The 23,044-nt window shown below is 59.3% G+C and carries 20 protein-coding genes; 8 read left to right on the plus strand and 12 right to left on the minus strand.

Annotation, left to right across the window (positions count from 1 at the left end; translation table 11 throughout):
• Window positions 1-104: 104 nt before the first annotated feature.
• From H8S11_RS14235 to H8S11_RS07130, 6 genes are all read left to right on the plus strand, one after another.
• Window positions 105-344, plus strand: a complete 240-nt coding sequence (locus H8S11_RS14235; protein WP_186852675.1) for a helix-turn-helix domain-containing protein — start codon at window positions 105-107, stop codon at window positions 342-344.
• A 568-nt stretch (window positions 345-912) separates the two neighbouring features.
• A complete protein-coding gene (locus H8S11_RS07110; protein ID WP_147570610.1) occupies window positions 913-1,917 on the plus strand; it encodes a deoxyguanosinetriphosphate triphosphohydrolase in 1,005 nt (334 codons plus the stop codon).
• A gap of 96 nt (window positions 1,918-2,013) precedes the next feature.
• On the plus strand, window positions 2,014-3,774 hold the full coding sequence (gene dnaG, locus H8S11_RS07115) for a DNA primase (RefSeq protein ID WP_186852676.1): 1,761 nt from the start codon (window positions 2,014-2,016) through the stop codon (window positions 3,772-3,774).
• 110 nt (window positions 3,775-3,884) lie between these two features.
• On the plus strand, window positions 3,885-5,096 hold the full coding sequence (gene rpoD, locus H8S11_RS07120; protein WP_243200990.1) for an RNA polymerase sigma factor RpoD: 1,212 nt from the start codon (window positions 3,885-3,887) through the stop codon (window positions 5,094-5,096).
• A gap of 179 nt (window positions 5,097-5,275) precedes the next feature.
• The gene (locus H8S11_RS07125; protein ID WP_147570612.1) at window positions 5,276-5,566 is read left to right on the plus strand and encodes a hypothetical protein; all 291 of its coding nucleotides are present in this window, start codon (window positions 5,276-5,278) and stop codon (window positions 5,564-5,566) included.
• A 340-nt stretch (window positions 5,567-5,906) separates the two neighbouring features.
• On the plus strand, window positions 5,907-8,984 hold the full coding sequence (locus tag H8S11_RS07130; protein ID WP_186852677.1) for a tetratricopeptide repeat protein: 3,078 nt from the start codon (window positions 5,907-5,909) through the stop codon (window positions 8,982-8,984).
• A gap of 65 nt (window positions 8,985-9,049) precedes the next feature.
• Here the strand turns inward: H8S11_RS07130 and rnc are convergent, their stop codons facing one another.
• The 4 genes from rnc to H8S11_RS07150 form a co-directional block, all read right to left on the minus strand.
• Entirely contained in the window at window positions 9,050-9,724 is a 675-nt protein-coding gene (rnc, locus tag H8S11_RS07135; RefSeq protein ID WP_147570614.1) for a ribonuclease III, read from the minus strand.
• A gap of 82 nt (window positions 9,725-9,806) precedes the next feature.
• Window positions 9,807-10,040: an acyl carrier protein gene (gene acpP / locus H8S11_RS07140; RefSeq protein WP_147570615.1), complete on the minus strand. Its 234-nt coding sequence runs from the start codon at window positions 10,038-10,040 to the stop codon at window positions 9,807-9,809.
• 111 nt (window positions 10,041-10,151) lie between these two features.
• Window positions 10,152-11,192: a phosphate acyltransferase PlsX gene (gene plsX / locus H8S11_RS07145; protein WP_147570616.1), complete on the minus strand. Its 1,041-nt coding sequence runs from the start codon at window positions 11,190-11,192 to the stop codon at window positions 10,152-10,154.
• The gene (locus H8S11_RS07150; RefSeq protein ID WP_366460892.1) at window positions 11,189-11,413 is read right to left on the minus strand and encodes a helix-turn-helix domain-containing protein; all 225 of its coding nucleotides are present in this window, start codon (window positions 11,411-11,413) and stop codon (window positions 11,189-11,191) included. Before H8S11_RS07150 ends, plsX begins: the two co-directional genes overlap by 4 nt.
• A gap of 103 nt (window positions 11,414-11,516) precedes the next feature.
• Here H8S11_RS07150 and H8S11_RS07155 point away from each other — a divergent pair, with 103 nt between their 5' ends.
• Entirely contained in the window at window positions 11,517-11,720 is a 204-nt protein-coding gene (locus tag H8S11_RS07155) for a hypothetical protein (protein WP_147570618.1), read from the plus strand.
• Here the strand turns inward: H8S11_RS07155 and trmFO are convergent.
• The 3 genes from trmFO to dprA form a co-directional block, all read right to left on the minus strand.
• Window positions 11,709-13,016: a methylenetetrahydrofolate--tRNA-(uracil(54)-C(5))-methyltransferase (FADH(2)-oxidizing) TrmFO gene (gene trmFO, locus H8S11_RS07160; RefSeq protein ID WP_186852679.1), complete on the minus strand. Its 1,308-nt coding sequence runs from the start codon at window positions 13,014-13,016 to the stop codon at window positions 11,709-11,711. The two genes, H8S11_RS07155 and trmFO, sit on opposite strands and share 12 nt — an antisense overlap.
• Window positions 13,017-13,108: 92 nt before the next feature.
• Window positions 13,109-15,439 (minus strand): type I DNA topoisomerase, encoded by a 2,331-nt coding sequence (topA, locus tag H8S11_RS07165; RefSeq protein WP_186852680.1) that lies wholly within the window; start codon window positions 15,437-15,439, stop codon window positions 13,109-13,111.
• Between the two features lie 82 nt (window positions 15,440-15,521).
• Window positions 15,522-16,739, minus strand: a complete 1,218-nt coding sequence (gene dprA, locus H8S11_RS07170) for a DNA-processing protein DprA (protein WP_186852681.1) — start codon at window positions 16,737-16,739, stop codon at window positions 15,522-15,524.
• Between the two features lie 84 nt (window positions 16,740-16,823).
• Here dprA and H8S11_RS07175 point away from each other — a divergent pair, with 84 nt between their 5' ends.
• A complete protein-coding gene (locus tag H8S11_RS07175) occupies window positions 16,824-18,050 on the plus strand; it encodes an MFS transporter (protein ID WP_186852682.1) in 1,227 nt (408 codons plus the stop codon).
• A 5-nt stretch (window positions 18,051-18,055) separates the two neighbouring features.
• On the opposite strand, the gene H8S11_RS07180 is transcribed toward H8S11_RS07175, so the two are convergent.
• The 5 genes from H8S11_RS07180 to greA all read right to left on the minus strand — a co-directional run bounded on the left by H8S11_RS07180 (window position 18,056) and on the right by greA (window position 22,967).
• The gene (locus H8S11_RS07180) at window positions 18,056-18,817 is read right to left on the minus strand and encodes a TrmH family RNA methyltransferase (RefSeq protein ID WP_243200979.1); all 762 of its coding nucleotides are present in this window, start codon (window positions 18,815-18,817) and stop codon (window positions 18,056-18,058) included.
• On the minus strand, window positions 18,814-19,464 hold the full coding sequence (locus tag H8S11_RS07185; RefSeq protein WP_147570624.1) for a potassium channel family protein: 651 nt from the start codon (window positions 19,462-19,464) through the stop codon (window positions 18,814-18,816). Before H8S11_RS07185 ends, H8S11_RS07180 begins: the two co-directional genes overlap by 4 nt.
• A 17-nt stretch (window positions 19,465-19,481) precedes the next feature.
• The gene (locus tag H8S11_RS07190; RefSeq protein ID WP_147570625.1) at window positions 19,482-20,834 is read right to left on the minus strand and encodes a TrkH family potassium uptake protein; all 1,353 of its coding nucleotides are present in this window, start codon (window positions 20,832-20,834) and stop codon (window positions 19,482-19,484) included.
• Between the two features lie 114 nt (window positions 20,835-20,948).
• A complete protein-coding gene (gene lysS, locus H8S11_RS07195) occupies window positions 20,949-22,460 on the minus strand; it encodes a lysine--tRNA ligase (RefSeq protein ID WP_186852683.1) in 1,512 nt (503 codons plus the stop codon).
• A gap of 33 nt (window positions 22,461-22,493) precedes the next feature.
• A complete protein-coding gene (greA, locus tag H8S11_RS07200; protein ID WP_147570627.1) occupies window positions 22,494-22,967 on the minus strand; it encodes a transcription elongation factor GreA in 474 nt (157 codons plus the stop codon).
• Window positions 22,968-23,044 lie beyond the last annotated feature (77 nt).

A 23,044-nucleotide genomic window follows, 5' to 3' on the forward strand; every position in this document is an offset into this window, starting at 1 on the left:
ACCCTTTCCTCCATATCTGCTTCACAAGATATATGAGGAATATTCCTCATATTCGCATTCGTAATTCTATGTGATAATGGACAAAAAGTCAAGGGGCCTTGTCCATGATTTCCTTTGCACCACTTCGCAAATTACTATCAGAACGAAAAATCAGCACCTATTTTTTACGAAATAAGTGCGGAGATTATAATATGGATAGCAAGACTATCCAACGCTTGATGAGTGACCAATCAGTATCAACATACACACTCAATGCCTTATGTAACATATTAGAATGTGACCTTTCCGACATAATCAGTTTTTCTCCTGATGATAACAAGCCAAAGAAGAACCCAGAAGCTTGAAGCGGTCTTGCTGCCAAGTTCCGGGTTTTGTTGTTTAGAGTGAGCCGTCATCTATTTTGAAGGCCAGGTGGCCCGCCACGGGCGGAGCCTCGGCGGGTGATGGGGCCGGGCAAAGGGCGGGGAACAAGGTTGGTTCCGCTCCATGCAATTCCCTCGCCGCGACCTGGGCGCAGACCTCTGCCGCCCGCCCGTGGGAATTGCGTCGCTTTGATGCCCTGCGGGGCATAGGAATAAAGAGGCAGGGGGCCGACTGTTCTAGTCGGTCCCCTGCCTTATCTTGTATGGAAACGCGCCTTTACTTTTGGTCTTTGCTTGGTCTTTATTTGTGCTGAAAGTTAGTCCTTAACGTTTGAAGTTGCCCACGCTTAATTTTGAGAAAGTGAGATATAATGCGGGTTTGCGCCGCCTAGCAGAAATCAGCAGAAGCAGGAAAAAATATTTGAAATTTTTTTGACCTTTTAGAAGGAATTTAAGGAGAAATTTCGTATTTATATATAAGGGGTTTCATGTCCCCGTACACCCATCAGCTCCATCGACCAGAAAGAGAGAGAAAAAGGAGGGCCGTGGGATGACCTTGCGTGAACAGACACAGCGCCGGGAGGACAGCCTCCTCTCCCCTTTTGCCTGCCGCTCCGCCCAGTCCCGTGGACGGGCACGGCAGGAGAAGGAGTGCGATATCCGCACTCCCTTCCAACGAGACATCGACCGGATCGTCTATTCCAAGGCATTCCGCCGTCTGAAGCATAAGACCCAGGTCTTTCTTCAGCCGGAGGGAGACCACTACCGGACCCGGATGACCCACACCCTGGAGGTATCCCGTATCGCCCGGACCATTGCCCGTGCCCTGGATCTCAACGAAGATCTGACCGAGGCCATTGCCCTAGGGCATGATCTGGGCCACACCCCCTTTGGCCATGCTGGGGAGCGAATGCTGGCCCAGCTGATGCCGGAGGGCTTTGCCCACTACCAGCAGTCCGTGCGTGTGGTGGACCGGCTGGAAAAAAATGGCCAGGGACTAAACCTAACCTGGGAGGTCCGCAACGGCATCCTCTGCCACACCAAGGGCACCCCGGCCGCTACGCTGGAGGGCCAGGTGGTCCGTCTGGCCGACCACATCGCCTATATCAATCACGACATCGAGGACGCCCTCCGCGGTGGTGTCATCTTTCCCATGGACATCCCCCTGGAGGTATCCAACGTTCTGGGCTTCACCCACGGCGACCGGATCAACACCCTAGTTCATGACGCTATCACCGCCAGCCAGGGACAGGATCATATTGTCCAGTCCCATCCGGTGGAGGAGGCCATGCTGGCTCTGAAAGATTTTATGTTCGCCAGCGTATACACCAATCCCCTGGCCAAGGGGGAGGAAGGAAAGGCCCAGAATATGCTTCAGGCCCTGTTCCAGTATTACCAGGGAAATCCAGATGAACTGCCCTCCGACTTCCAGACCATCCGCCTGGAGGATGGGGTAGACCGGGCCGTATGCGACTATATCGCCGGAATGACCGATCCTTTCGCGGTAGAGAAGTATAAGGAGCTCTTCATTCCAAAAGGCTGGACTGTTCTCTAGGACTTGCTCTCTGTCTGGGCCTCCAGAGGGATAATTCTGATAAAAAGGGGTTAAAAATAGAGGGATTCCCCTATTTTTCGAGAGAGGAGGAGCGCATTGGCCATTCCAGAACCATTCTTGGACGAGCTTCTGGACCGCACCGATATTGTAGATCTGGTGTCCGAGTCCGTCCGGCTGACACAAAAGGGCCGGAACTACTGGGGCCTGTGCCCCTTCCACAGTGAAAAGACTCCCTCCTTCTCCGTATCCGCTGACAAGCGCATCTTCAAGTGCTTTGGATGCGGCAAGGGAGGCGGCGCCATCAATTTTGTGATGGAGCTGGACAACCTCTCCTTTCGAGAGGCGGTGGAGGTGTTGGCCAAGCGGGTCGGAATGGAGGTGCCAGACAGCGGCCCCTCCGCCGGGATGCGGGAGCGGCGGGAAAAACTGCTGGAACTCAACAAGCAGGCCGCCCGGACCTTCCACAAGTGGCTGTACGCTCCCGAGGGGGCGGAGGGACTGGCCTATCTGCAAAAGCGTGGGCTGTCCCGCTCCACCCTGACCAACTTCGGGCTGGGCTTCGCTCCCAACAGCTGGGACGCCCTGATCCAGGCCCTGGCCGATCAGGGCTATGACAAGCGGGATTTGCTGGACGCCGGTCTGGCCGTCAACAACAAGGACGGCCGCATCTATGACCGATTCCGCAATCGGGTCATGTTCCCCATCATTGACGTCCGTGGAAACGTCATTGGCTTTGGCGGCCGGGTAATGGACGATTCCACCCCTAAATACCTCAACTCCCCGGACACACCGGTATACAACAAAAGCCGGAACGTCTTTGCCCTGAATATTGCCAAGACCTCCAAGGCCGGGCGGGTCATTCTCACCGAAGGGTATATGGACACTATCTCCCTTCACCAGGCAGGCTTTGACTGTGCTGTGGCCTCTCTGGGCACCTCTCTCACCAGTGAGCACGCCCAACTGCTGGCCCGGTATTTTCAGGAGGCCATCATCTCCTATGACGGCGATGGGGCCGGAGTGGCGGCCGCCCAGCGGGCTATCCCCCTGCTGGAAAAGGCCGGCCTGAAAGTAAAGGTACTGCGGATGCAGGGCGCCAAGGACCCGGACGAGTTTATCAAGCGTTTTGGCAGGGAGGCCTTCGCCAAGCTGCTGGAGCGCAGCGAGAACCAGGTGGACTACCGCCTGGCTCAGATTCAAAAAAAATATGATTTGACCGACGATGGGCAGAAGGTGGCTTTTCTTCAGGAGGCGGCCCAGCTTATCGCTTCTCTGTCCAGCGCCGTAGAGCGGGAGATCTACGGCGGCCACGCCGCCCAGACCGCCGGAATCACCCCGGAAGCCATGGCTCAGGAAATCAAGCGTGCCTTCTCAGCTCGGCTCCGCAAGGAGAAAAAGCGCCAGGAGCGTATAGACCTGTCTCCGGCCAGCCAGCTCCAGCCCCAGGCCAGATCGCTCCGATATGACAATATCCGCTCCGCCCGCGCGGAGGAGGGCCTTGTCCGCCTGCTGCTGCTGGACCCATCCCTGGCGGGACAGATGGGCGGGATCACGGGGGAGGGATTTTCCTCCCCCCTGCTGGGCAAGGTCTTTGACCTGCTCCTCCGCCGAGCTAATGAGGGGCTGTCCACCCAGCTCTCCGCCCTCTCCGGCCATCTGAGTGGGGAGGAGATGGACCATTTGGCCTATGTGGTCAGTCAGCCGGAGTCCTTGGCCCACTCTCAACAGTCCATCCGGGACTACATATCCGTCATCCAGCGGGAGGCCCTCCGGCGCGGCGCCGGACAGGAGGACTCCCTGCTGCTGGCGGCACAGAGAAAATATCAGGAAAAGAAAGCATATATGGAGGAGAAACCATGAACACCAACAAGAATGTGAGCCCCAAGACCGCTGAAGCGGTGGAGAATCAGGAAGCTGCCGTTTCCCAGCCCGACATTCAGTCCCGCATGGAGGCGGGCAAGGTCGAGGTCATGAAGGTCGTGGGCGGCATACCCGGCGCGGAAAAGCTGGGAGAGCTGATCGAGCGGGGCAAGAAAAAAGGCAATCTTTCCTCCTCCGAGCTGATGGATGTGCTGGAGGATATGGACTTGGGCGCCGAGCAGATGGACAAGATCTACGACACGCTGGAAAACCTGGGTATTGACACTGTGGGCGAGGACTACATCCCCGACCTGCCCGATGACGTCGAGCCAACCATTGAGGCCATCGAGGATCTGCCCGAGGAGGAAATCGTAGACCCCAACTCCATGGCCGACTCCCTTGGCACCGACGATCCAGTGCGGATGTATCTGAAGGAGATCGGCAAGGTGAATCTGCTCACCTCCGACGAGGAGATCGAGCTGGCCCAGATCATGGAGGCGGGAAACGCGGCCTCTGAGCAGCTGGCTGAGTTAGAGAAAGCTGGTGAGGATATCCCCGACGAGGTCCGGGTGGAGTTGACTCAGGCCATCAAGAAGGGGGAGCGGGCCAAGCAGCGGCTGGCTGAGGCCAACCTGCGTCTTGTGGTCTCTATCGCCAAGCGGTATGTGGGCCGTGGGATGCAATTCCTGGACCTGATTCAGGAGGGTAATCTGGGTCTTATCAAAGCTGTGGAGAAGTTTGACTTCACTAAGGGCTTCAAGTTCTCCACTTACGCCACCTGGTGGATCCGCCAGGCCATCACTCGTGCCATCGCCGACCAGGCCCGGACCATCCGCATCCCGGTTCATATGGTGGAAACTATCAACAAGGTCATCCGGGTGTCCCGCCAGCTCCTCCAGGAACTGGGCCACGACCCCACCCCTGAGGAAATCGCGGCCGAGATGAATATGCCTGTGGAGCGGGTTCGTGAAATCTTGAAAATCGCTCAGGAACCTGTCAGCCTGGAAACCCCCATCGGCGAGGAGGAGGACAGTCATCTGGGCGACTTCATCCCCGATGAGGACGCCTCCGAGCCCGCCGAGGCCGCCTCCTTCACCTTACTGAAGGAACAGCTGGTAGAGGTGCTGTCCACCCTCACCCCCCGGGAGGAAAAAGTGCTCAAACTGCGCTTCGGCATTGAAGATGGACGGACCCGCACGTTGGAGGAAGTCGGCAAGGAATTCAACGTCACCCGGGAGCGCATCCGCCAGATCGAGGCCAAGGCCCTCCGAAAGCTGCGCCATCCCAGCAGGAGCAAGAAGCTGAAGGACTTTTTAAACTGACCGGTTTTCAGCGGTCCTTAAAACACCATCGGCGGGGCGCGTGAGTGGAGGCGCCCCGCCATTTCCTTTTTACTTTTTGACTGATTATTTTCAACTCTGTTAATTTCGCTGTGCACTGAATGAAACAGAAAAATATGATAAAGTGAACAAAAAGTTAAACTGGAATTTGACGGGAGTTTATGATGTCAAAATTAAGTGACTTAATCAATGCAGAAGATGGGTTTCTTGTAAGGTTAAGATGTGAAAACACCTTTGATGAAGAGAAATATTTAGATATTAAAAATGAAATTTTAATTGAAACACCAAAATGGAAAACACAAGGGTTTGTTTTGAATTGTGATGTTGAAGCGTTAATTAGTCTGATTGACCAATTAGCAGGAGGGAGTCGCTTCTTTAACGAAGAAACAGAGATCAGGGTTGAGGACGCTTGTATGGAAATAGAAGAAATCATAAGCTGTTTAGAAAGCTAACTTCTAATTTATTGGGCTGTCCGCATGAAGGCGCACCTCCCTCCGCTATTTTGGCGAAGGGAGGTTGTTTTATCCTAAATCGGTCTAAAGGGTAAAACGGCGTCCCGATATCTGTGTTTGACAAAACCTCCATTTCATTGTAAGATTGGAAAAAGCGCTTTCGCCGCTCCGCTCCAAAGCTGGGATGAAGTGCACCGTCCCGCAGCCCCTCCCAGGTCCTCCTGGTGCTGGCAGCCGCGTTGAGCCAAGGCTCATTTCGATGATTGTGGTTCCATGAGGGCGCCCACAGGCGTCCTCATGGCTTTTTTTCACTAAAATCTTTCATAGAGGGGGAATGGAAATGATAGAAGAAAAAAATGAGGACCGGCAGTCCTTTGACCAGGATGCTGTCATGGTATACATAGATCCCCATCTGATGCAGGGGCTAGCGGACGTAGCCGCCCAAAAGGCGGCCAACTTTCAGGAGCTGCTGTCCGCCGCCCAGGAGGGCGATTTGGAATCCGCCTATCAGGTGGCCCTCAGCTACGCCAATGGCCGTGGCACCTCCAAGGATTCGGAGCTTGCCTTTCAGTGGTTCCAACGTGCCGCAGACGGTGACCACATCGCCGCCCAATACCAGTTGGGGGTGTGCTTCTTGCGGGGCATCGGAACGGAAGCGGATATCCCCAGGGGACTGGAGCTGATCACTTCTACCGCAGATCAGGACTACCTCCCTTCCGTCTGTGAACTTGGTCTGTGCTACGAGATGGGTACCGGGGTGGAGGAGAGCAAGGAGCGCGCTGCCGAGCTCTACCGTCAGGCCGCCCAGCAGGGGGACGCCAGGGCACAGTGCAACCTGGGCTTCTTCTACTACCGGGGCATCGGCGTGGAGGAAAGCGACAGCGAGGCGGTCTACTGGTTCTCCCAGGCCGCTGAACAGGAGTATCCAAGGGCCCAGTTCCTGCTGGGCGAATGCTATGACCTGGGCTTTGGTGTGGAGGCGGACATGGCCCATGCTGTGGAGCTGTATACCAAAGCCCACGATGGAGGGTATCCCCCCGCCACCTGCTCTCTTGGCCTGTGCTATGAGCTGGGCAAAGGCGTAGAGGAGGACAAGGAGCGCGCCGCGCGCCTCTATCTTCAGTCCGCCGAGGAGGAGGACCCCAGGGCACAATGCAATCTGGGCTTCTTCTACTACTGGGGCATCGGGGTAGAGAAGGACTTGGCACAGGCAGTCCTCTGGTTCTCCCGCTCCGCGGAGCAACAGTATCCCCGGGCCCAGTACCTGTTGGGACACTGTTACGAATTTGGCTATGGCGTTGAGAAGTCCTTGGAAAAGGCGGTGGCCCTCTATCAGGCCGCCCACCATCGTTCTTACAGTGACGGCACCTGTGCCCTTGGCCTATGTTACGAGCTGGGCACCGGCGTGGAACAGGACAAGGCCAAGGCGGTGGAGCTGTACCGCCAGGCCGCCCAGCAGGGCAACGCCCGCGCCCAGTGCAACCTGGGCTTCTGCTACTACCAGGGCATCGGCGTAGAGACGGACGACAAAACAGCGGTGGAGTGGTTCCAAAAGGCCGCCGACCAGGAGTATCCGCGGGCAATGATGCTGCTGGGTGAGTGCTATGAGAATGGCTATGGAATAGATAGGGATGCCGCGAAAGCGGTGGCGCTGTATACCAAGGCCCATGAGGCCGGACACCCTCCCGCCACTTGTTCCCTGGGCCTGTGCTACGAGGTGGGGACAGGCGTTGAGGTGGACAAGGCCAAGGCCGTCCAGCTCTATCGCCAGGCCGCCGAGGAGGAGGACGCCCGCGCCCAGTGCAACCTGGGCTTCTGCTACTATCGGGGCATCGGCGTAGAGGCGGACGACAAGCAGGCGGCGGAGTGGTTCCAAAAGGCCGCCGACCAGAACTACCGCCGGGCCATCTACCTGCTGGGCGAGTGCTATGAATACGGCTATGGTCTGGAGAAGGACGTGAATCGGGCCATAGAGCTATACACCAAGGCCCACGAGGCCGGCTATCCCCCCGCCGCCTGCTCCCTAGGCCTGTGCTACGAGATAGGGACAGGGGTAGAGATAGACAAGGTCAAGGCGGTAGAGCTCTATCGCCAGGCCGCCCAGCAGGGGGACGCCAGGGCACAGTGCAACCTGGGCTTCTGCTATTACCAGGGCATCGGCGTGGAGGCGGACGACAAGCAGGCAGCGGAGTGGTTCCAGAAGGCCGCCGACCAGGACTACCTCCGGGCCGTCTACCTGCTGGGAGAGTGTTATGAGTACGGCTATGGCCTGGACAGGGACGAGCAACAGGCCGTAGCGCTGTACACCAGGGCACAGCAGGCGGGCTATCCCTCCGCCGCCTGTTCCCTGGGCCTGTGCTACGAGCTGGGCACCGGCGTGGAGATGGATAAGGCCAAGGCTGTTCAGCTCTACCGCCAGGCCGCTGAACAGGGGGACGCCAGAGCACAGTGCAACCTGGGCTTCTGCTATTATCAAGGCATTGGCATAGAGATGGACGACAGCCAGGCTGTTGTATGGTTCCAGAAGGCTGCCGAGCAAAATTACCTTCGGGCGGTCATGCTGTTAGGAGAGTGCCGGGAAAACGGCTATGGTACCGAACGGGACATGGCCCAGGCTGTGGAGCTGTATACCAAGGCTCATGAGGGAGGCTATCCTCCAGCCACCTGCTCTCTGGGCCTGTGCTATGAGATGGGCCGGGGCGTGGAGCAGGACAAGGCCAAAGCCGCCCAGCTCTACCGCCAGGCCGCTGACTGCGGAGATGCCAGGGCACAGTGTAATCTGGGTTTCTTCTACTACCATGGCATCTCCGTGTCGGTCGATGACAGCCAGGCCGCCCAGTGGTTCCAAAAGGCCGCGGACCAGGACTACCCAAGAGCCCAAATGCTGCTAGGCGAGTGCTATGAAAATGGCTACGGGGTAGAGCGGGATATCACCAAGGCGGTGGAGCTGTATACCAGCGCCCATGAGCGAGGAAACGCAGCCGCCACCTGTTCTCTTGGCCTGTGTTACGAATTAGGCCGAGGCGTAGAGGAGGACAAGGGAAGGGCCGCCCAGCTCTACCGCCAGGCCGCCGACCACGGCAACGCGCGGGCCCAGTGCAACCTGGGCTTCTTCTACTACCACGGCATCTCTGTCAAGCAGGATTATACCAAGGCCGCGGAGCTGTTTCAACAGGCCGCAGACCAGGACAACGCTAGGGCCCAGTATCTGTTGGGCCAGTGCTACGAGCACGGTCAGGGCGTGGCCAAGGACTTGTCCCGGGCCATGGAGCTGTATCACCAGGCCGCGGACGGTGGAAGTAAGGACGCCAAGGAGCGGCTGGAAAAAGGCCACTCTGCCAAGGGGACCTCTGGACAGGAGGCTCCTAAACAGGAGAAGGGCCTATTGAAAAAGGCCCTCAAGCTGTTCAAAAAATGAGCTTCCATTTTTTCATCGGAATTGGAAACAATAGAAAAACGAGGCAGCTCTCGCTGCCTCGTTTCTCATTCTTTTTTTAAGGCCTGGATGGCGGCGTGGGCCGCCATCTGCTCTGCCTCTTTCTTGCTCCGGCCGGTGCCAGCGCCCAGAGGGGCGCCGTTCAGATCCACCTCCACGAAGAACCGCTTGTCATGGTCAGGGCCCTCCTGGCCGGTCAGCCGATACTGTAGGACCTGTCCACTCTCCCGCTGGACCAGCTCCTGGAGGGCGGTCTTGTAGTCCCTGGGCTTGGTCAGCCCGGCCACCTCCCGGCTTAGGATATACTTTTGGATGATCTTACGGGCCGATCCGATGCCTCCGTCCAAATAGACGGCGGCCAGCACCGCCTCCACAGCGTCGGCCTGGATAGACGGCCGGCGGCGGCCTCCGCCGCTCTCCTCCCCCCGACCCAGGCGGAGATACTCCCCCAGGCCCAACTCCTGTGCTACCTCTACCAGGCTCTCCTCGCATACCAGGGCGGCCCGTGTCCGGGTCAGCTCCCCTTCCGGCAGGTCCGGGTGGTTGCGGTACAGGTGGTCAGCCACCACCATCCCCAGGATGGAATCCCCCAAAAACTCCAGCCGCTCGTTGCTCTGGAGCTTTCCCCGGCTCTCATTGGCGCAGGAGCTGTGGGTCAGGGCGTTGTCCAGCAGTCCCCGGTCCTGAAAGGTATAGCCCAGCTTTTCCTCCAAACTTTTCATTCCAAACTCCTTCAAGGGGTCAGTCTTTCTGGCCCGTTACAAGGCAAAACTCCGCCTTCGGCGGAGTTTCGCGTTTTCTCGATCAGTCGACCTTGTTCTGCAGGAACCGAACCAGATCTCCAACCGTGGTGATGGAGGCAGCTTCCTCCTCCCCCAGCTCGTCGATGCCGAATTCTTCCTCCATGGCCATGGACAGATCCACGATATCTACCGAATCGGCGTTCAAATCGTCGGCAAAAGAGGTCTCCATCGTGATAGTGTCCGCATCCACATTGAATTGCTCCGCAATGAGCGCGCACAGTTTTTCAAAGATCATATCTCGGTGCTCCTTTTGTTCGTGCCCCAGGCACTTTTTCTGTCCTTACTATATGCAGAAACTTCCTTACTGTCAATAGGGTTTTCCCATTTTGTGCGTCTTTGTGTAAAATCATTCTTCTCCGTGGACCGCCGGCGCCTCCAGACGCATCACATCCACGTTGGCGGAAATGTTGTCCACGATGCCGGAGGATACGCACTGCCGGGCCTGGCGGACGGCGTTTTTAATGGCGTAGGCGTCGGAGGAGCCGTGGGCCTTGATAACGGGCCGGGAGATGCCCAGCAGGGCGGTGCCCCCTACCTCGTCGGAGCTCATAATCTTCTTAAACTCCTTCAGCCCTCCGGAGACCAACAGGGCAGCCAGCTTGGTGGCCAGGTTCTTCTTAAACATCCGCTTCATCTCCCTGGCCAGGAACAGGCCGGTGCCCTCCATGGTCTTGAGGAAGATGTTGCCCGAGTAGCCGTCGGACACGATGACATCCACCGCGCCCTCCACTGCCTCCCGAGCCTCCACATTGCCTACGAAGTTGATGCGGCCGGCCTTGGACGCCTCCTCCAGCATGGGATAGACTGTGGTTTGAAGGGAGGTGCCCTTTGAGGGCTCCGCCCCGATGTTCAGCAGACCCACTTTGGGCTCTGGACGGCCTAGCACATGCTCGGCGTAATAGGAGCCCATGTAGGCGAACTGGAGCAGGTACTCCGGGGGACACTCGGCGTTGGCCCCGCAGTCGATAAGGACAGCTCCCCCGTTTCCGGTGGGTACCACGGGAGCTAGGGCCGCCCGGCGGATACCCTTGATGCGCTTGACCACCAAAGTGGCTCCAGCCAGCAGGGCGCCGGTGGAGCCGGCGGACACGAAGGCGTCTCCTTCTCCGTTTTTCAGCAGGTTCAGCCCCTGGGTCAGAGAGGAGTCCTTCTTCTCCCGGAAGGCGGTGGCCGGGTTGTCGCACATCTCCACTACCTCGCTGGCGTGGGCGATCTCCACCCCGGCGGGCAGGTCCTTGATCCCGCTCTCCTCCATCACCTTCAGAATCTCCTCCCCGCGGCCCACCAGGATAATATCCACGCCGTATTCCTGGTTGGCCTGGATGGCGCCCAGCACAGGGGCCTTGGGGGCATTGTCGCCGCCCATGGCGTCTACGATGATCTTCATACAGTACCTTCTTTCTTTTCCGGGTCCAGTGGTCTGGCCTCGTCGGTAAGGCCCAGCAGATAGTCCGCGGACACATTGTAATGCCTGCAAATGGCGGCCAGTTTGTCAAAGGAGGTCGCCTTACGGCCATTTTCTATATCGCTGATGGAAACCTGTGCCGCTCCGATTGCCTCTGCCAGATCCTTTTGCTGTTCTCCACGGCCTTTTCTCAGCTTCTTCACTCTTATGCAAAAAATGTCCTTATGAAGCATGGGCTCCCCACTTGGCAAAATATATCTTTTAGCATTATTATATTTCTATGAGCATTTTAATGGTGGCATCATTATGAATCAATACTTGGAGAATCTCTATAATTGGGAAACTGACCAAGCCCATCTGGATTTCGGCCGCGACGGGGAGTATCAGTCCTCCCTCGCCCAAGCGGAAACACTTTGGCCGTCCGCCGGGTATGACGCAGCCTTCGATGGGCGGCGAGACGAGCCCCTTCGGTGCGCTGATCGCTTGCAGGACAAGCGGTCACGGCTCTAAATCCAATTTCCCCAGTGCCTCCAGAGCCCGTTTGGAAATTTCAGCGTTTTTGTTCCGTTTCCCCTTTACCCGGTAGCCCAACTGGGGGATCAGTCCGAAGTTGATATTCATTGGTTGAAAGTTTACCACACTTTGGTCGCTGATGTAAAGAGCCAGAGCGCCTATGGCCGTCTCACGGGGGAAGTTGACAGGCTCCTTGCCCTCCAGCCGGCGGGCCAGCTCGATGGCTGCCAGGGCTCCGGAGGCGGTGGATTCTACATAGCCTTCCACCCCGGTGATCTGTCCGGCAAACATCAGCCGCTCCTGACCCCGGACCCGGTAGTACCGGTCCAACAACCGGGGCGAGTCCAAAAAGGTGTTCCGATGCATCACGCCATAGCGGACATACTCGGCGTTTTTCAGGGCGGGGATCATGGAGAACACCCGCTTCTGCTCCCCCCACTTCAAATGGGTCTGGAAGCCCACGATGTTATAAATGGTCCCCTGGGCATTGTCCTTGCGCAGCTGGACCACGGCAAAGGGCTCCTTCCCCGTTTTAGGGTCTTTCAGCCCCACAGGCTTCAGCGGACCGTAGCACAGGGTATCCCTCCCCCGCCGGGCCATGACCTCCACGGGCATACAGCCCTCGAACACGCCCGCATCCTCAAACCCGTGGACCTCCGCCTCCTGGGCGTGGATCAGCTCCCGCCAGAAGACGTCGTACTCCTCTTCCGTCAGGGGGCAGTTGATATAGTCCGGGGTCCCCCGGTCATACCGGGAGGCAAACCAGGCGCTGTCCATATCCACGCTCTCGAAGGTGACCAGGGGGGCGGCGGCATCAAAGAAATTCAGGTATCTGCTGCCGGGAAACAGCCGGGAAATGGCCTCCGATAAGGCCTCTGATGTCAATGGGCCGGAGGCGAGGATGACGTTCCCCGCCTCCGGGATCTCTGTGACCTCCCCTTCCACCACTGTGATGTTGGGATGGCTCTTGATCCTCTCGGTGATGGCCTGGGCAAAGGCGTGACGGTCCACCGCCAAGGCACCCCCCGCCTCCACCCGATGCTCGTCGGCGCAGGACATGATGAGCGAGGAGCACCGGCGCAGCTCCTCCTTCAGCAGACCCACCGCGTTTTCCATCTGGTCGGAACGCAGAGAGTTGGAACACACCAGCTCCCCAAAATACTCCGTATGGTGGGCGGGGGTCATTTTTTGGGGCTTCATTTCCCGCAGCTCCACGGGGATGCCCCGCCGGGCCAGCTGCCAGGCCGCCTCGCTCCCCGCCAGCCCGGCGCCGATCACAATAACAGATTCCATGGGTACCTCCTGGGTGCTTGTCTATCCTTTCGATAGCGGTGTGCTGCCCCCCTCCGTCATGGCTATGCCGGCTGAGGGGGGCACTTCTACGCCTATCCTTCGGCTTTTTCAGCCCCAGATTTCTTGGCCGTAGACTTCTTCGCTGTCGTTGTTTTCTTCGCGGCTGTCTTTTTGGCAGTGGCCGTTTTTGTGGCGGCGGTCTTCTTAGCCGCTGTCTTTTTGGCCGCCGGCTTCTTCTCCGCCTTCTCCTCCCCGGTGTCGGCGGAGTCGGCCGGCTTGGGCTTCCAGCCTCCCCGCTTCTCCTCCGGGGTAAAGTTGGAGCACACCTCGTTGATGCAATAGGGCTTTTTGGCGCCCTTGCCTGGCTTTTTGAACATGGTCCAGCCACAGACTGGGCAGTTGTCCTTCACCGGCACATCCCAGGTCATGAAGTCACACTTGCGGGCCTCGTCCTTGCTGTTCACCCACTCACAGCAGTAGTAGGTGTACTGCTTGCCTGTCTTTTTGCTCTTTCCCGTCCGCTTGAGCAGGCGGCCGCCGCATTTGGGGCACTTGCCGGGCATCTCCACCACCAGAGGCATGGTAAAGTCACACTCCGGCCAGCCGGGACAGGCCAGAAATCGACCGAAGCGGCCGGATTTGACCACTAGGTTCCGGCCGCACTGGGGACAGATTTCCTCCGACACCTCGTCTGGCACCTTGATCCGCTCCCCGTCCAGCTCCTGCTCGGCCTTATGGAGCTCGGCGGAGAAATCGCCGTAAAAGTCATTCAGAAGGGCCTTCCAGTTCACATCGCCCTCCTCCACCTTGTCCAGCCGCTCCTCCATCTGGGCGGTGAAGGCATAGTCCACAATGTCGTTGAACTTGTCTTTCATCAGCCCGGTGACCACCTCCCCCAGAGGGGTGGGACGAAGGGCCTTGCCCTCCTTGACCACATACTCCCGATTGAGGATGGTGGTGATGGTGGGAGCGTAGGTGGAGGGCCGGCCGATACCCTTCTCCTCCAAGGCCCGGATCAGGGACGCCTCAGAATAGCGGGCGGGGGGCTGGGTAAAGTGCTGGTCCTCCTTCAGCCCCCGGCAGTCCAGTGGCTCCCCCTCCTTCAGGTCAGGCAGGGGGGAGGTCTTCTCCTCCTCGTCCTCGTCCTTCCCCTCCTCATAGACGGCGGTGAAGCCGGAGAACTTCAGGCTGGAGTGGCTGGCCCGGAAAATATATCCGCTGTTCTCCACGTCGATAGACAGGCTGTCATAGACGGCGTTTGCCATCTGGCAGGAGAGGAACCGGCTCCAAATCAGCTTGTACAGCTTGTACTGCTCGCTCGTCAGGTCCTTCTTGATCTCGTCCGGGACCAGGGTGACATCAGAGGGGCGGATGGCCTCGTGGGCGTCCTGGGCGTTGCCCTTGGCCTTGAATCGCCGGGTCTGGGCGGGATAATATTCCCCGCCGTACCGATGCTGAATAAAGTCCTTGGCGGCAGCCAGAGCTTCCTCCGACAGGCGGAGGGAGTCGGTACGCATATAGGTGATGAGGCCCACGGCCCCCTGTCCGGACAGCTCCACGCCCTCATACAGCTGCTGGGCAATGGACATAGTACGGGCCGGGGACATATTCAGCTTGCGGGACGCCTCCTGCTGGAGGGTAGAGGTGGTGAAGGGCGGGGCGGGCTGGCGGGACTTCTCCTGGCGCTTTACCTTGGCCACGGAGAAACTGCCCTGCCGGACAGTGGCCAGCACCTGTTCGGCCTCCTCCCGGCTGTGGAGCTCCATTTTCTTGTCCCGGCCGTGGAATTGGGCCTTAAAGCTGCCCAAATTGGGGGCGACACGGGCCAAATCGGCCTCGATGGACCAGTACTCCTGGGGGACGAAGGCCCGGATCTCCTCCTCCCGCTCCACCACCAGCCGGGTGGCCACGGACTGGACCCGCCCGGCGGACAGACCCCGGCGGATCTTCTTCCACAGCAGTGGGGACAGCTCATAGCCCACGATCCGGTCCAGGATGCGGCGGGCCTGCTGGGCGTCCACCAGGTCCTGGTCAATGGCCCGTGGGGCGGCGATAGACTGGTTGACCACATTCCGGGTGATCTCGTTGAAGGTAACCCGGTAGGTCTTGTCATCCGGGATGCCCAGCAGCTCCTTCAGATGCCAGGAGATAGCCTCCCCCTCCCGGTCCGGGTCGGTGGCCAGGTAGACACGGCCGCTCTTCTTGGCGGCTTTTTTCAGGTCACTGATAACATCCTCTTTGCCCTTGATGGGCTGGTAGTCGGGAACAAAGCCCTTCTCGATATCCACGCCCAGCTTGCTCTTGGGCAGGTCCCGGACGTGGCCCATAGACGCCTTTACCTCATAGCCCGGCCCCAGGTATTTGCCGATGGTCTTGGCCTTGGACGGGGACTCGACGATCACTAGATCCGTTTTATTTGGCACGATTGGAATACCTCCAAATTAGATGATGGAAAAATCAAGGGAACATTCCGCTCCCGAAGGTCACATGGAATCAGGGTGGGGGCTACTCCTCCAGCCGCACCAGGGAGGCATACCGCCTGCCTGGCCGCTCCTCCAGCGCCCCCTGTATCTGGAGCATGGTCAGGGCGGACAGCACCCGCTTGGCCGGGATCTGGGTCAGCTCCACCAGTTGGTCCGGCGACAGGGTCCTGTCCTCCAGGGCGTTGAGGAGGGACAGCTCATCGTCGGTGAACCGCTCCCGCTGCCCGCTCCGGGGGATAAACTCCCGGCTGGGTACTTCCTCCAGGGCGGGCTCAGTGCGGCGCTTTTCCTCCCTGTCCTGGGCCAGACTGTCCAGCCGGGCCTGCGCGGCCTCTGGCGTCAGCGGGGCGGAGGCCGCCAGCCTTCTGGGGAAGCGGGCCCAATACTCGGATAGAATGTCGCCGCCACAGGTGACCAGCTTGGCCCCCTGCTGGATCAGGTAGTTGGTCCCCTCGCTGAGTGGGGCATCTAGGGGGCCGGGGACAGCAAAGATGTCCCTGTCCTGCTCCATGGCGTGGTTCATCGTGAGCATGGTGCCGCTCTTTTTCCTGCACTCCACCGCCAGCACACCCAGGGAGAGGCCGCTGATGATCCGGTTGCGCTGTGAGAAGTGGCTTCCCTTGTGGGGTGTGCCAGGAGGATGCTCAGAGATCAGGGACCCGGCAGCCGCCACATCCTCATACAGATAGCGGTGTTCCCGCGGAAAGGGCACATCCACTCCGCCGGCCAGCACGGAAACCACCGGTCCCCCGCCCTTCAGGGCACCCTTGACAGCATGGCAGTCTATGCCTTCAGCTATACCGGATACCACCAGAGCGCCGCCCGCCGCCAGCTCCATCCCGAACCGCTCGGCATACAGCGTCCCATAGGCGGTAGCCTCCCGGGCGCCCACCACACCGATGGCCGCCTCCTCATCAAAGTGGAAGGACCGCCCACGAATGTAGAGGATCACGGGCGGGTCAGCGATCTGCCGCAGGCGGCCGGGGTAGTCGGCGTCCTGCAATGTCATAATACGTACGCCCAGCCGCTCACAGTCCGCCAAAATTTCCTCCGCCCGGTCCGTGCCTTTGTCCAACAGGCTCCTTTTAGCAGCAGCGGGGAGAGGAAGAAAGTCATATTCCTCCGGGTCTGCGTAATAGGCCCGCTCTGGAGTGATGAAGTGCTCCAACACCCCTAGCACTCCCGCTGGGCCCAGATCATGGCGGGTGGTAAGCCAGATCCAGTATCTCAAGGCCGACATTCTCTCATCTCCTTCACTCCGGAACTTTCCCTTTACAAATCTCCTCTCCGGCGCTATTGTATAGGCAGGGGAGGGAGTTTTTTCATGAAACGTCCACATTACGCCTGGATGGTCTGTCTGGGCAGCGCCCTGGTCCTGTTTTCCACCATCGGACTGGGTGTCAATGTCTTCACCATCTACCAGCCCGAGATCATCCTGGCCAATGGTTTTTCCAATGCGCAGGGCTCCTGGATCACCACCACGCGCAGTCTGTTCATCCTGGCCGCTCTGCTGACAGTCAATCAGCTGTGTCAGCGGCTCGGACTGCGTCTGGTCATGACCCTGGGGGTGGTGCTGCTATCCCTGTCCTACTTCTGTTTTGGTCTGGCCACCAGCTTTTTTACTTACTGTCTGGCCGCCGCCCTGACCGGGCTTGGCTACTGCTATGGGGGCATGGTCCCCCTCTCTCTGGTCATCGGCGCCTGGTTCCGAGACCGGCGTGGGCTGGCCCTGGGGCTGGCTTCCGCGGGCAGCGGGGTATCCACCATCTTTGCCCCTGTCATCATCACCTGGATCATCCAGCATCAGGGCCTGCGGGCCGCCTTTCTGTGGGAGGGGGCCTTTATCCTTATCACCGCTCTACTGGCCTGGAAGCTGATCCGAAACACCCCGGCAGAACTGGGGTTGGAGCCCTATCATCTGGGGGGAGAGGACGATCCTCCGCCCCCGCCCAGACAGGCCCCCCGAGGGATGCGCCGGTCTTATCTGCTCCTGATCCTTTTCGCCGCCTTTTTAGTAGGCGGCCCTGGGGGCCCCGGTTTTTCCCATCTGACCGTGCTCTACACCAGCGAGGGCTACGATCAGGCCCTCATCGCCGCTCTAATGTCCTATGCCGGACTGGCCATCTGTATCGGCAAGATTCTCTGTGGCCAGGTCTATGACCGGATGGGCAGCCGGTGGGGTAACTACTATTCCTTCGGCTCACTTCTGGGAGCCTTTGTTCTTTGCTGTCTGGCCCCTCTGGGCGGCCTCGCCCTCCCCTTTCTGTCCATCACACTATTGGGAATGGGGCTACCTGTTTCCGCTGTGTCCCCCTCGGTGTGGGCCGCTGATTTGTCCTCGGACAGCACTTATGGCAAGTACGTGCGTTCCATCACCATGTCCTATACAGCGGGGGTCCTTCTTTTTGGCCCCCTGCCCGGCATCCTTGCAGACCGGTTTGGCAGCTATGTGCCGGCCTATGCGCTCTTTGCTGTGACCCTGGCGGCCGCGGCCCTGATCATCCAAGTCATTTACCACTGTCTGGGGATCGGCGGCCGGCCGCCGCGTTGAGAAGATCACCGCCCCATCTCCCACAGGACGATAGAGGCCGCCACCGCCGCGTTGAGGGACTCGCACCGCTGGCGCATGGGTATCTTCAGTGTCTTTTCACATCGCTCCAGCAAAGGACGGGACACTCCCCGCCCCTCACTTCCAATCACCACGGCGGACCGGCTCAGGTCCGCCGTTTTGATGTCCACCGTATCCTTTCCCAAGGCGGTGGCGTACAGGGGCAGCTCCGCCTTTTTCAGCAGCCCGGCCAGCCCATCCGGGGTCACCTCAAAGACCGGCAGACGGAAGCAAGCCCCCATGGAGGCCCGAACGACTTTGGGCCCATAGGGGTCCGCGCATCCGTTGACCAGCAGCAGGCCGTCCGCTCCCAGGGCGTCCGCGGTCCTCCAGATGGTGCCTACGTTACCAGGGTCCTGAACGCCGTCCAGAACCAGATACCGCCTCCCCTTCAGCTGCTCTGGCGGGTCCGCCGGAGGCAGGGCGGCCAAAAACAGCGCGCCCTGGGGCGCCGCCATTGGAGAGATGCTCTCCATCACATCTCCAGGCACCTGCACCGCCCGGACCTCCTTGGGCAGATCAGGGGGCTCTACCCCGTCGGCGAACACTGCCGCAGTCAGGGGCGCGCTCCACCGCAGTGCCTCCTCCAGCAGTTTGATCCCGTCTCCCAGATATTCTCCCTCCGCCTGCCGTTCCCGCCGCCCGCCAGAGGCTAGGCGGCGAATCTTCATCAGCAGGGGGTTCTTCCGGCTCGTAATCCGCTCCATCATCTTCTCTCCAACCGGTCGATATCCGCATTGCTCCCCAGGATCACCATACAGTCATCCTGCGCCTGGAACACATAGTCCCGGCCCGGTGAGATGGTCATGCGCTCTCCCCGGCGCACCGCGATTACGGTAACCCTCCACTTGGCCCGGATATCCAGCTCCAGAATGGACTTTCCCACCCAGTCCTCCGGTACCAGCCGCTCCACAATGGAGAACTCGTCAGACAGCTCGATAAAGTTTAAAATATCACCGTTGGCCAGGCTCCGCGCCAGCCGGATGGCCATCTCTTGTTCCGGGAAGATCACCAGATCGGCCCCGATTTTCTCCAGCACCTTGCGGTGGACCATGCTGTTCGCCTTGCCCACCACGCGGGCGACCCCCAGCTCCTTCAGGTTCAGCACAATGAGGGCGCTGACCCCTACATCCGCGCTGGCGGCTGCCACGGCGCAGTCAAAATTCCGAGCCCCCAGGCTTCGCAGCACCTCCGGGTCCCTGGCATCCCCCACGACACAGTGGGTCACCTGGTCTGCCACCGCCTGAACTCGTTCCGGCTGAATATCCACCGCCAGCACCTCGTGGCCCTGAGCGCATAGCTCCACTGCCAGTGAGGCACCGAAGCGGCCTAATCCAATAATCAGAAAACTTTTCATGCGGCCCTCCTCCCCGCTTACCCGATCATCACGTCAGTAGCAGGGTACGAAATCTTATGTTCTGCCTGTTTCCTGGTCAGGAAGGCGATGGAGAAGGACAGGATTCCTACCCGGCCCAGGAACATCAGGGCGACCATCAGCAGGGCGCTTCCCACCGTCAGCGACGGGGTGATTCCCATAGTCACCCCCACCGTCCCCATGCCGGAGGCCACTTCAAAGGCCGCCTGGACAAAGGGCACCCGGTCCATCAGAGAAAGCGCCATGGAACCGGTCAGGAACAGCAGCAACACCGTCAGCGCCAGGGTCATGGCATCCATCACCCGCCGCTGTGGAATGGTCCTGTGGCGGAACACCACCTCCTCCCGCCCTCGGAGGCCGTCCCGCAGGGCCAGCAGCAGCACCCCCATTGTGACCGTCTTGAGTCCTCCGGCCGTGGAGCCCGATGAGCCGCCTATCAGCATCAGGATGATGGACAGCACCGCGGAGCTGTCCCGCAGGCCGGCTTGGTCAAAGGTGGCATACCCCGCCGTTCTCAGGGTCACCGACTGAAAGAGGGCGTTCAGCGGCCGCTCCCAGACGGGCATCGCCCCCAGTGTAGCTGGGTTGTCCCACTCGGCACAGCAGAAGAACAGGGTCCCAAGCCCAATCAGCGCCACAGTGATCCCCAGCACCATTTTGGAATACAGCCGCAGCTTACGCCAGCACCTAGCATCCAGCAGGTCCTCCCATACAAAAAAGCCCAGGCCCCCCACAATGATAAGGGCCATGATGGTCACCATCACCAGCAGGTCCCCCCGGAAGGCCGCCAGGCTGCTGTAAGGTCCGCTGTACCCGCCGAACAGATCAAAGCCGCCGTTACAAAAGGCAGAAACACTGTGGAATACAGAGAACCACAGCCCCCTACCCAGTCCGAAAATGGGGACAAATCTTGTGGCCAGCAGCGCCGCCCCCAGCCCCTCGGCCAGAAAGGTGCCCATCAGGGCGTGGCGCACTACCCGGACCACTCCGGCTACCCCACTCATATTGAGGGAGGAAGCCATCATCATCCGCTGGGACAGTCCGATCCTCCGGTGCAGCGCGAAGGGCACCAGGGACATGAGGGTGACAAAGCCCAGGCCGCCCAGCTGCACCAGCACCAGCATCACCCCTTGACCGAAGGGCGTCCAATGCAGCGCTGTATCCACCAGCACCAGCCCCGTAACACAGGTGGCGGAGGTGGCGGTAAACAGGCACACCAGCCAGGGAGTGGCCTGCCCGTCCCAGGCGGCGATGGGCAGCCGGAGCAGCAGCGTCCCCAACAAAATGATACCCCCAAAGCCCAAGACAATGTATCGGGTGGGGTTTAGCTTTTTTTGTGCCAGGATATACACTCACAACGGCTCCTTTTTCCCAGTTGACGCCTCTCTATGGCGTGCCTTATGGCCGCCGGGAGGTGCAGAAAGGCATACCAATGGGAAAATCCCATTGGTATGCCGGCCGCAGTTTCATTCTAAAGGCTTCATAGTGGGGAACAGGATGACCTCACGAATAGAATCGGAGCCCGTCAGCAGCATGACACAGCGGTCGATGCCGATGCCCAGCCCACCCGTGGGGGGCATGCCGTACTCCAGGGCGGTGAGGAAATCCTCGTCCATCATGCCGGCCTCGTCGTCCCCCTTGTCCCGCAGTTCCACCTGCTTCTGGAATCGCTGGCGCTGGTCGATGGGGTCGTTGAGTTCGGAGAAGGCGTTGCCCATCTCACTGTGGCAGATGAACAGCTCAAATCGCTCGGTAAGTCGGGAATCGACAAGAGAACGTTTAGCCAGAGGGGACACATCTACCGGGTGCATGGTAATGAAAGTGGGCTGGATGAGCTTCTCCTCCACCCGCTGGTCAAAGACCTCATACAGGGCGTTACCCCAGGTCTTGTCCGCCGTTTCAGGCAACTCCACCCCGATAGCCTTGGCGGCGGCTACGGCCTCCTCGTCGGAGGTAATGGCCATAAAGTCGATGCCGCAATACTTCTTGACGGCCTCGTGCATCGGCATACGGGGCCAGCCGGGGGTCAGGTCGATTTTTTCTCCCTGCCACTCCACCTGGTAAGTACCCAGGATCTTCTGGGCAGCGGAGGTAAGCAGATCCTCGAACAGGTCCATCATGTCGTTGAAGTCGGCATAAGCCTGGTACAGCTCGATGGTAGTAAACTCAGGGTTGTGCTTGGGGTCCATCCCCTCGTTGCGGAAGATGCGCCCGATCTCGTATACCCGGTCCATGCCGCCTACGATGAGCCGCTTCAAGGGCAGCTCAGTGGCGATGCGCATATACATATCGATGTCCAGGGTATTATGGTGGGTAATGAAGGGCCGGGCTGTGGCGCCGCCGGAGATGGTGTTGAGCACCGGGGTCTCCACCTCCATATAGCCACGGCCGTCCATAAAGTCCCGGACATGCTTGATGAACTGGGAGCGAATGATGAAGTTGCGCTTCACCTCCGGATTGACGATCAGATCCACATAGCGTTGGCGGTAGCGCAGCTCGGTGTTGGTCAGGCCGTGGAATTTCTCCGGCAGGGGCAGCAGGGACTTAGAGAGCAGCGTCACAGTCACAACACGGACGGACATCTCTCCCCGCTGGGTGCGAAAAACTACGCCGTGGACTCCTACGATATCGCCGATATCATACTTCTTAAAGCGGTTATACTCCGCCTCATCCATCTCGTCCTTCCTGGCGTAGAGCTGGATGCGGCCGGACTTGTCCTGCAGGTCGCAGAAGGACACCTTGCCCATCCCCCGCTTGGACATGAGGCGGCCGGCGATGGCCACCTGCCGCCCCTCCAGGGCGTCGAAGTTGCCCTTGATGTTGGCGGAGTCGTTATCCACTACGAATCGGGTGATCTGGAAGGGATCGTTCCCCCCCTCCTGGAGCTCCTTCAGCTTGTCCCGGCGGATCTTCAGCAGCTGGGAGAGGTTCTCCTCCTGGGGGGCGCTCTGGTTGTTCTTGTTATTCTGATCGGCCATATCGCCAACTCCTATCCTCTGTATCTTGGAAAATTACCGCTCCACCTTCAGGATCTTATACTCTACCGGACCGGCGGGGGCGTCCACAGTGATCTCATCCCCGGCGTTCTTGCCTAGCAGGGCCTTGCCAAAGGGGGAGTCCTCGGAGATAGTGCCCTTCATGGGATCAGCCTCCTGGGAGCCCACGATCTTATAGGTCTCCTCCTCCCCAAACTCCTTATCCAGCACGGTGACGGAGGAGCCCATGCGGATGTAATCGCCGCCGTCCTCCTCCTCCTCGATGACCACATAGTTTGACAGGATCTCGTCCAGTTCAGCCATGCGGGAGTACAGCTTTCCCTGCTCGTTCTTGGCCTCGTCATACTCGCTGTTCTCAGACAGGTCGCCAAAGGAGCGGGCCTCCTTGATGAGCTCCGCCACCTCTTTTTCCCGGACGGTCTTCAGGTAGCTCATCTCATCCTGTAGCTCCTTGAGCCGCTCCGGGCTCAAACGATACTCTTTTGCCATGATACCTCGCACACCTTTCCAATGGCGGCTCCGAGCTTATCAGGCCGCCATACATTATAATAAAGAAATGGGCACAC

The sequence above is a fragment of the Flintibacter hominis genome, from assembly GCF_014287965.1.
GTDB classification, from domain to species: Bacteria; Bacillota; Clostridia; order Oscillospirales; family Oscillospiraceae; genus Lawsonibacter; species Lawsonibacter aceti.

Excerpts from the sequence above, each read along its gene's own strand:
- H8S11_RS14235 (WP_186852675.1), top strand. The coding sequence starts at position 105 with ATGATTTCCTTTGCACCACTTCGCAAATTACTATCAGAACGAAAAATC.
- H8S11_RS07110 (WP_147570610.1), top strand. The coding sequence starts at position 913 with ATGACCTTGCGTGAACAGACACAGCGCCGGGAGGACAGCCTCCTCTCC.
- rpoD (WP_243200990.1), top strand. The coding sequence starts at position 3,885 with ATGAAGGTCGTGGGCGGCATACCCGGCGCGGAAAAGCTGGGAGAGCTG.
- H8S11_RS07125 (WP_147570612.1), top strand. The coding sequence starts at position 5,276 with ATGATGTCAAAATTAAGTGACTTAATCAATGCAGAAGATGGGTTTCTT.
- H8S11_RS07130 (WP_186852677.1), top strand. The coding sequence starts at position 5,907 with ATGATAGAAGAAAAAAATGAGGACCGGCAGTCCTTTGACCAGGATGCT.
- rnc (WP_147570614.1), bottom strand. The coding sequence starts at position 9,724 with ATGAAAAGTTTGGAGGAAAAGCTGGGCTATACCTTTCAGGACCGGGGA.
- acpP (WP_147570615.1), bottom strand. The coding sequence starts at position 10,040 with ATGATCTTTGAAAAACTGTGCGCGCTCATTGCGGAGCAATTCAATGTG.
- plsX (WP_147570616.1), bottom strand. The coding sequence starts at position 11,192 with ATGAAGATCATCGTAGACGCCATGGGCGGCGACAATGCCCCCAAGGCC.
- H8S11_RS07155 (WP_147570618.1), top strand. The coding sequence starts at position 11,517 with ATGAATCAATACTTGGAGAATCTCTATAATTGGGAAACTGACCAAGCC.
- trmFO (WP_186852679.1), bottom strand. The coding sequence starts at position 13,016 with ATGGAATCTGTTATTGTGATCGGCGCCGGGCTGGCGGGGAGCGAGGCG.
- dprA (WP_186852681.1), bottom strand. The coding sequence starts at position 16,739 with ATGTCGGCCTTGAGATACTGGATCTGGCTTACCACCCGCCATGATCTG.
- H8S11_RS07175 (WP_186852682.1), top strand. The coding sequence starts at position 16,824 with ATGAAACGTCCACATTACGCCTGGATGGTCTGTCTGGGCAGCGCCCTG.
- H8S11_RS07180 (WP_243200979.1), bottom strand. The coding sequence starts at position 18,817 with ATGATGGAGCGGATTACGAGCCGGAAGAACCCCCTGCTGATGAAGATT.
- H8S11_RS07185 (WP_147570624.1), bottom strand. The coding sequence starts at position 19,464 with ATGAAAAGTTTTCTGATTATTGGATTAGGCCGCTTCGGTGCCTCACTG.
- lysS (WP_186852683.1), bottom strand. The coding sequence starts at position 22,460 with ATGGCCGATCAGAATAACAAGAACAACCAGAGCGCCCCCCAGGAGGAG.
- greA (WP_147570627.1), bottom strand. The coding sequence starts at position 22,967 with ATGGCAAAAGAGTATCGTTTGAGCCCGGAGCGGCTCAAGGAGCTACAG.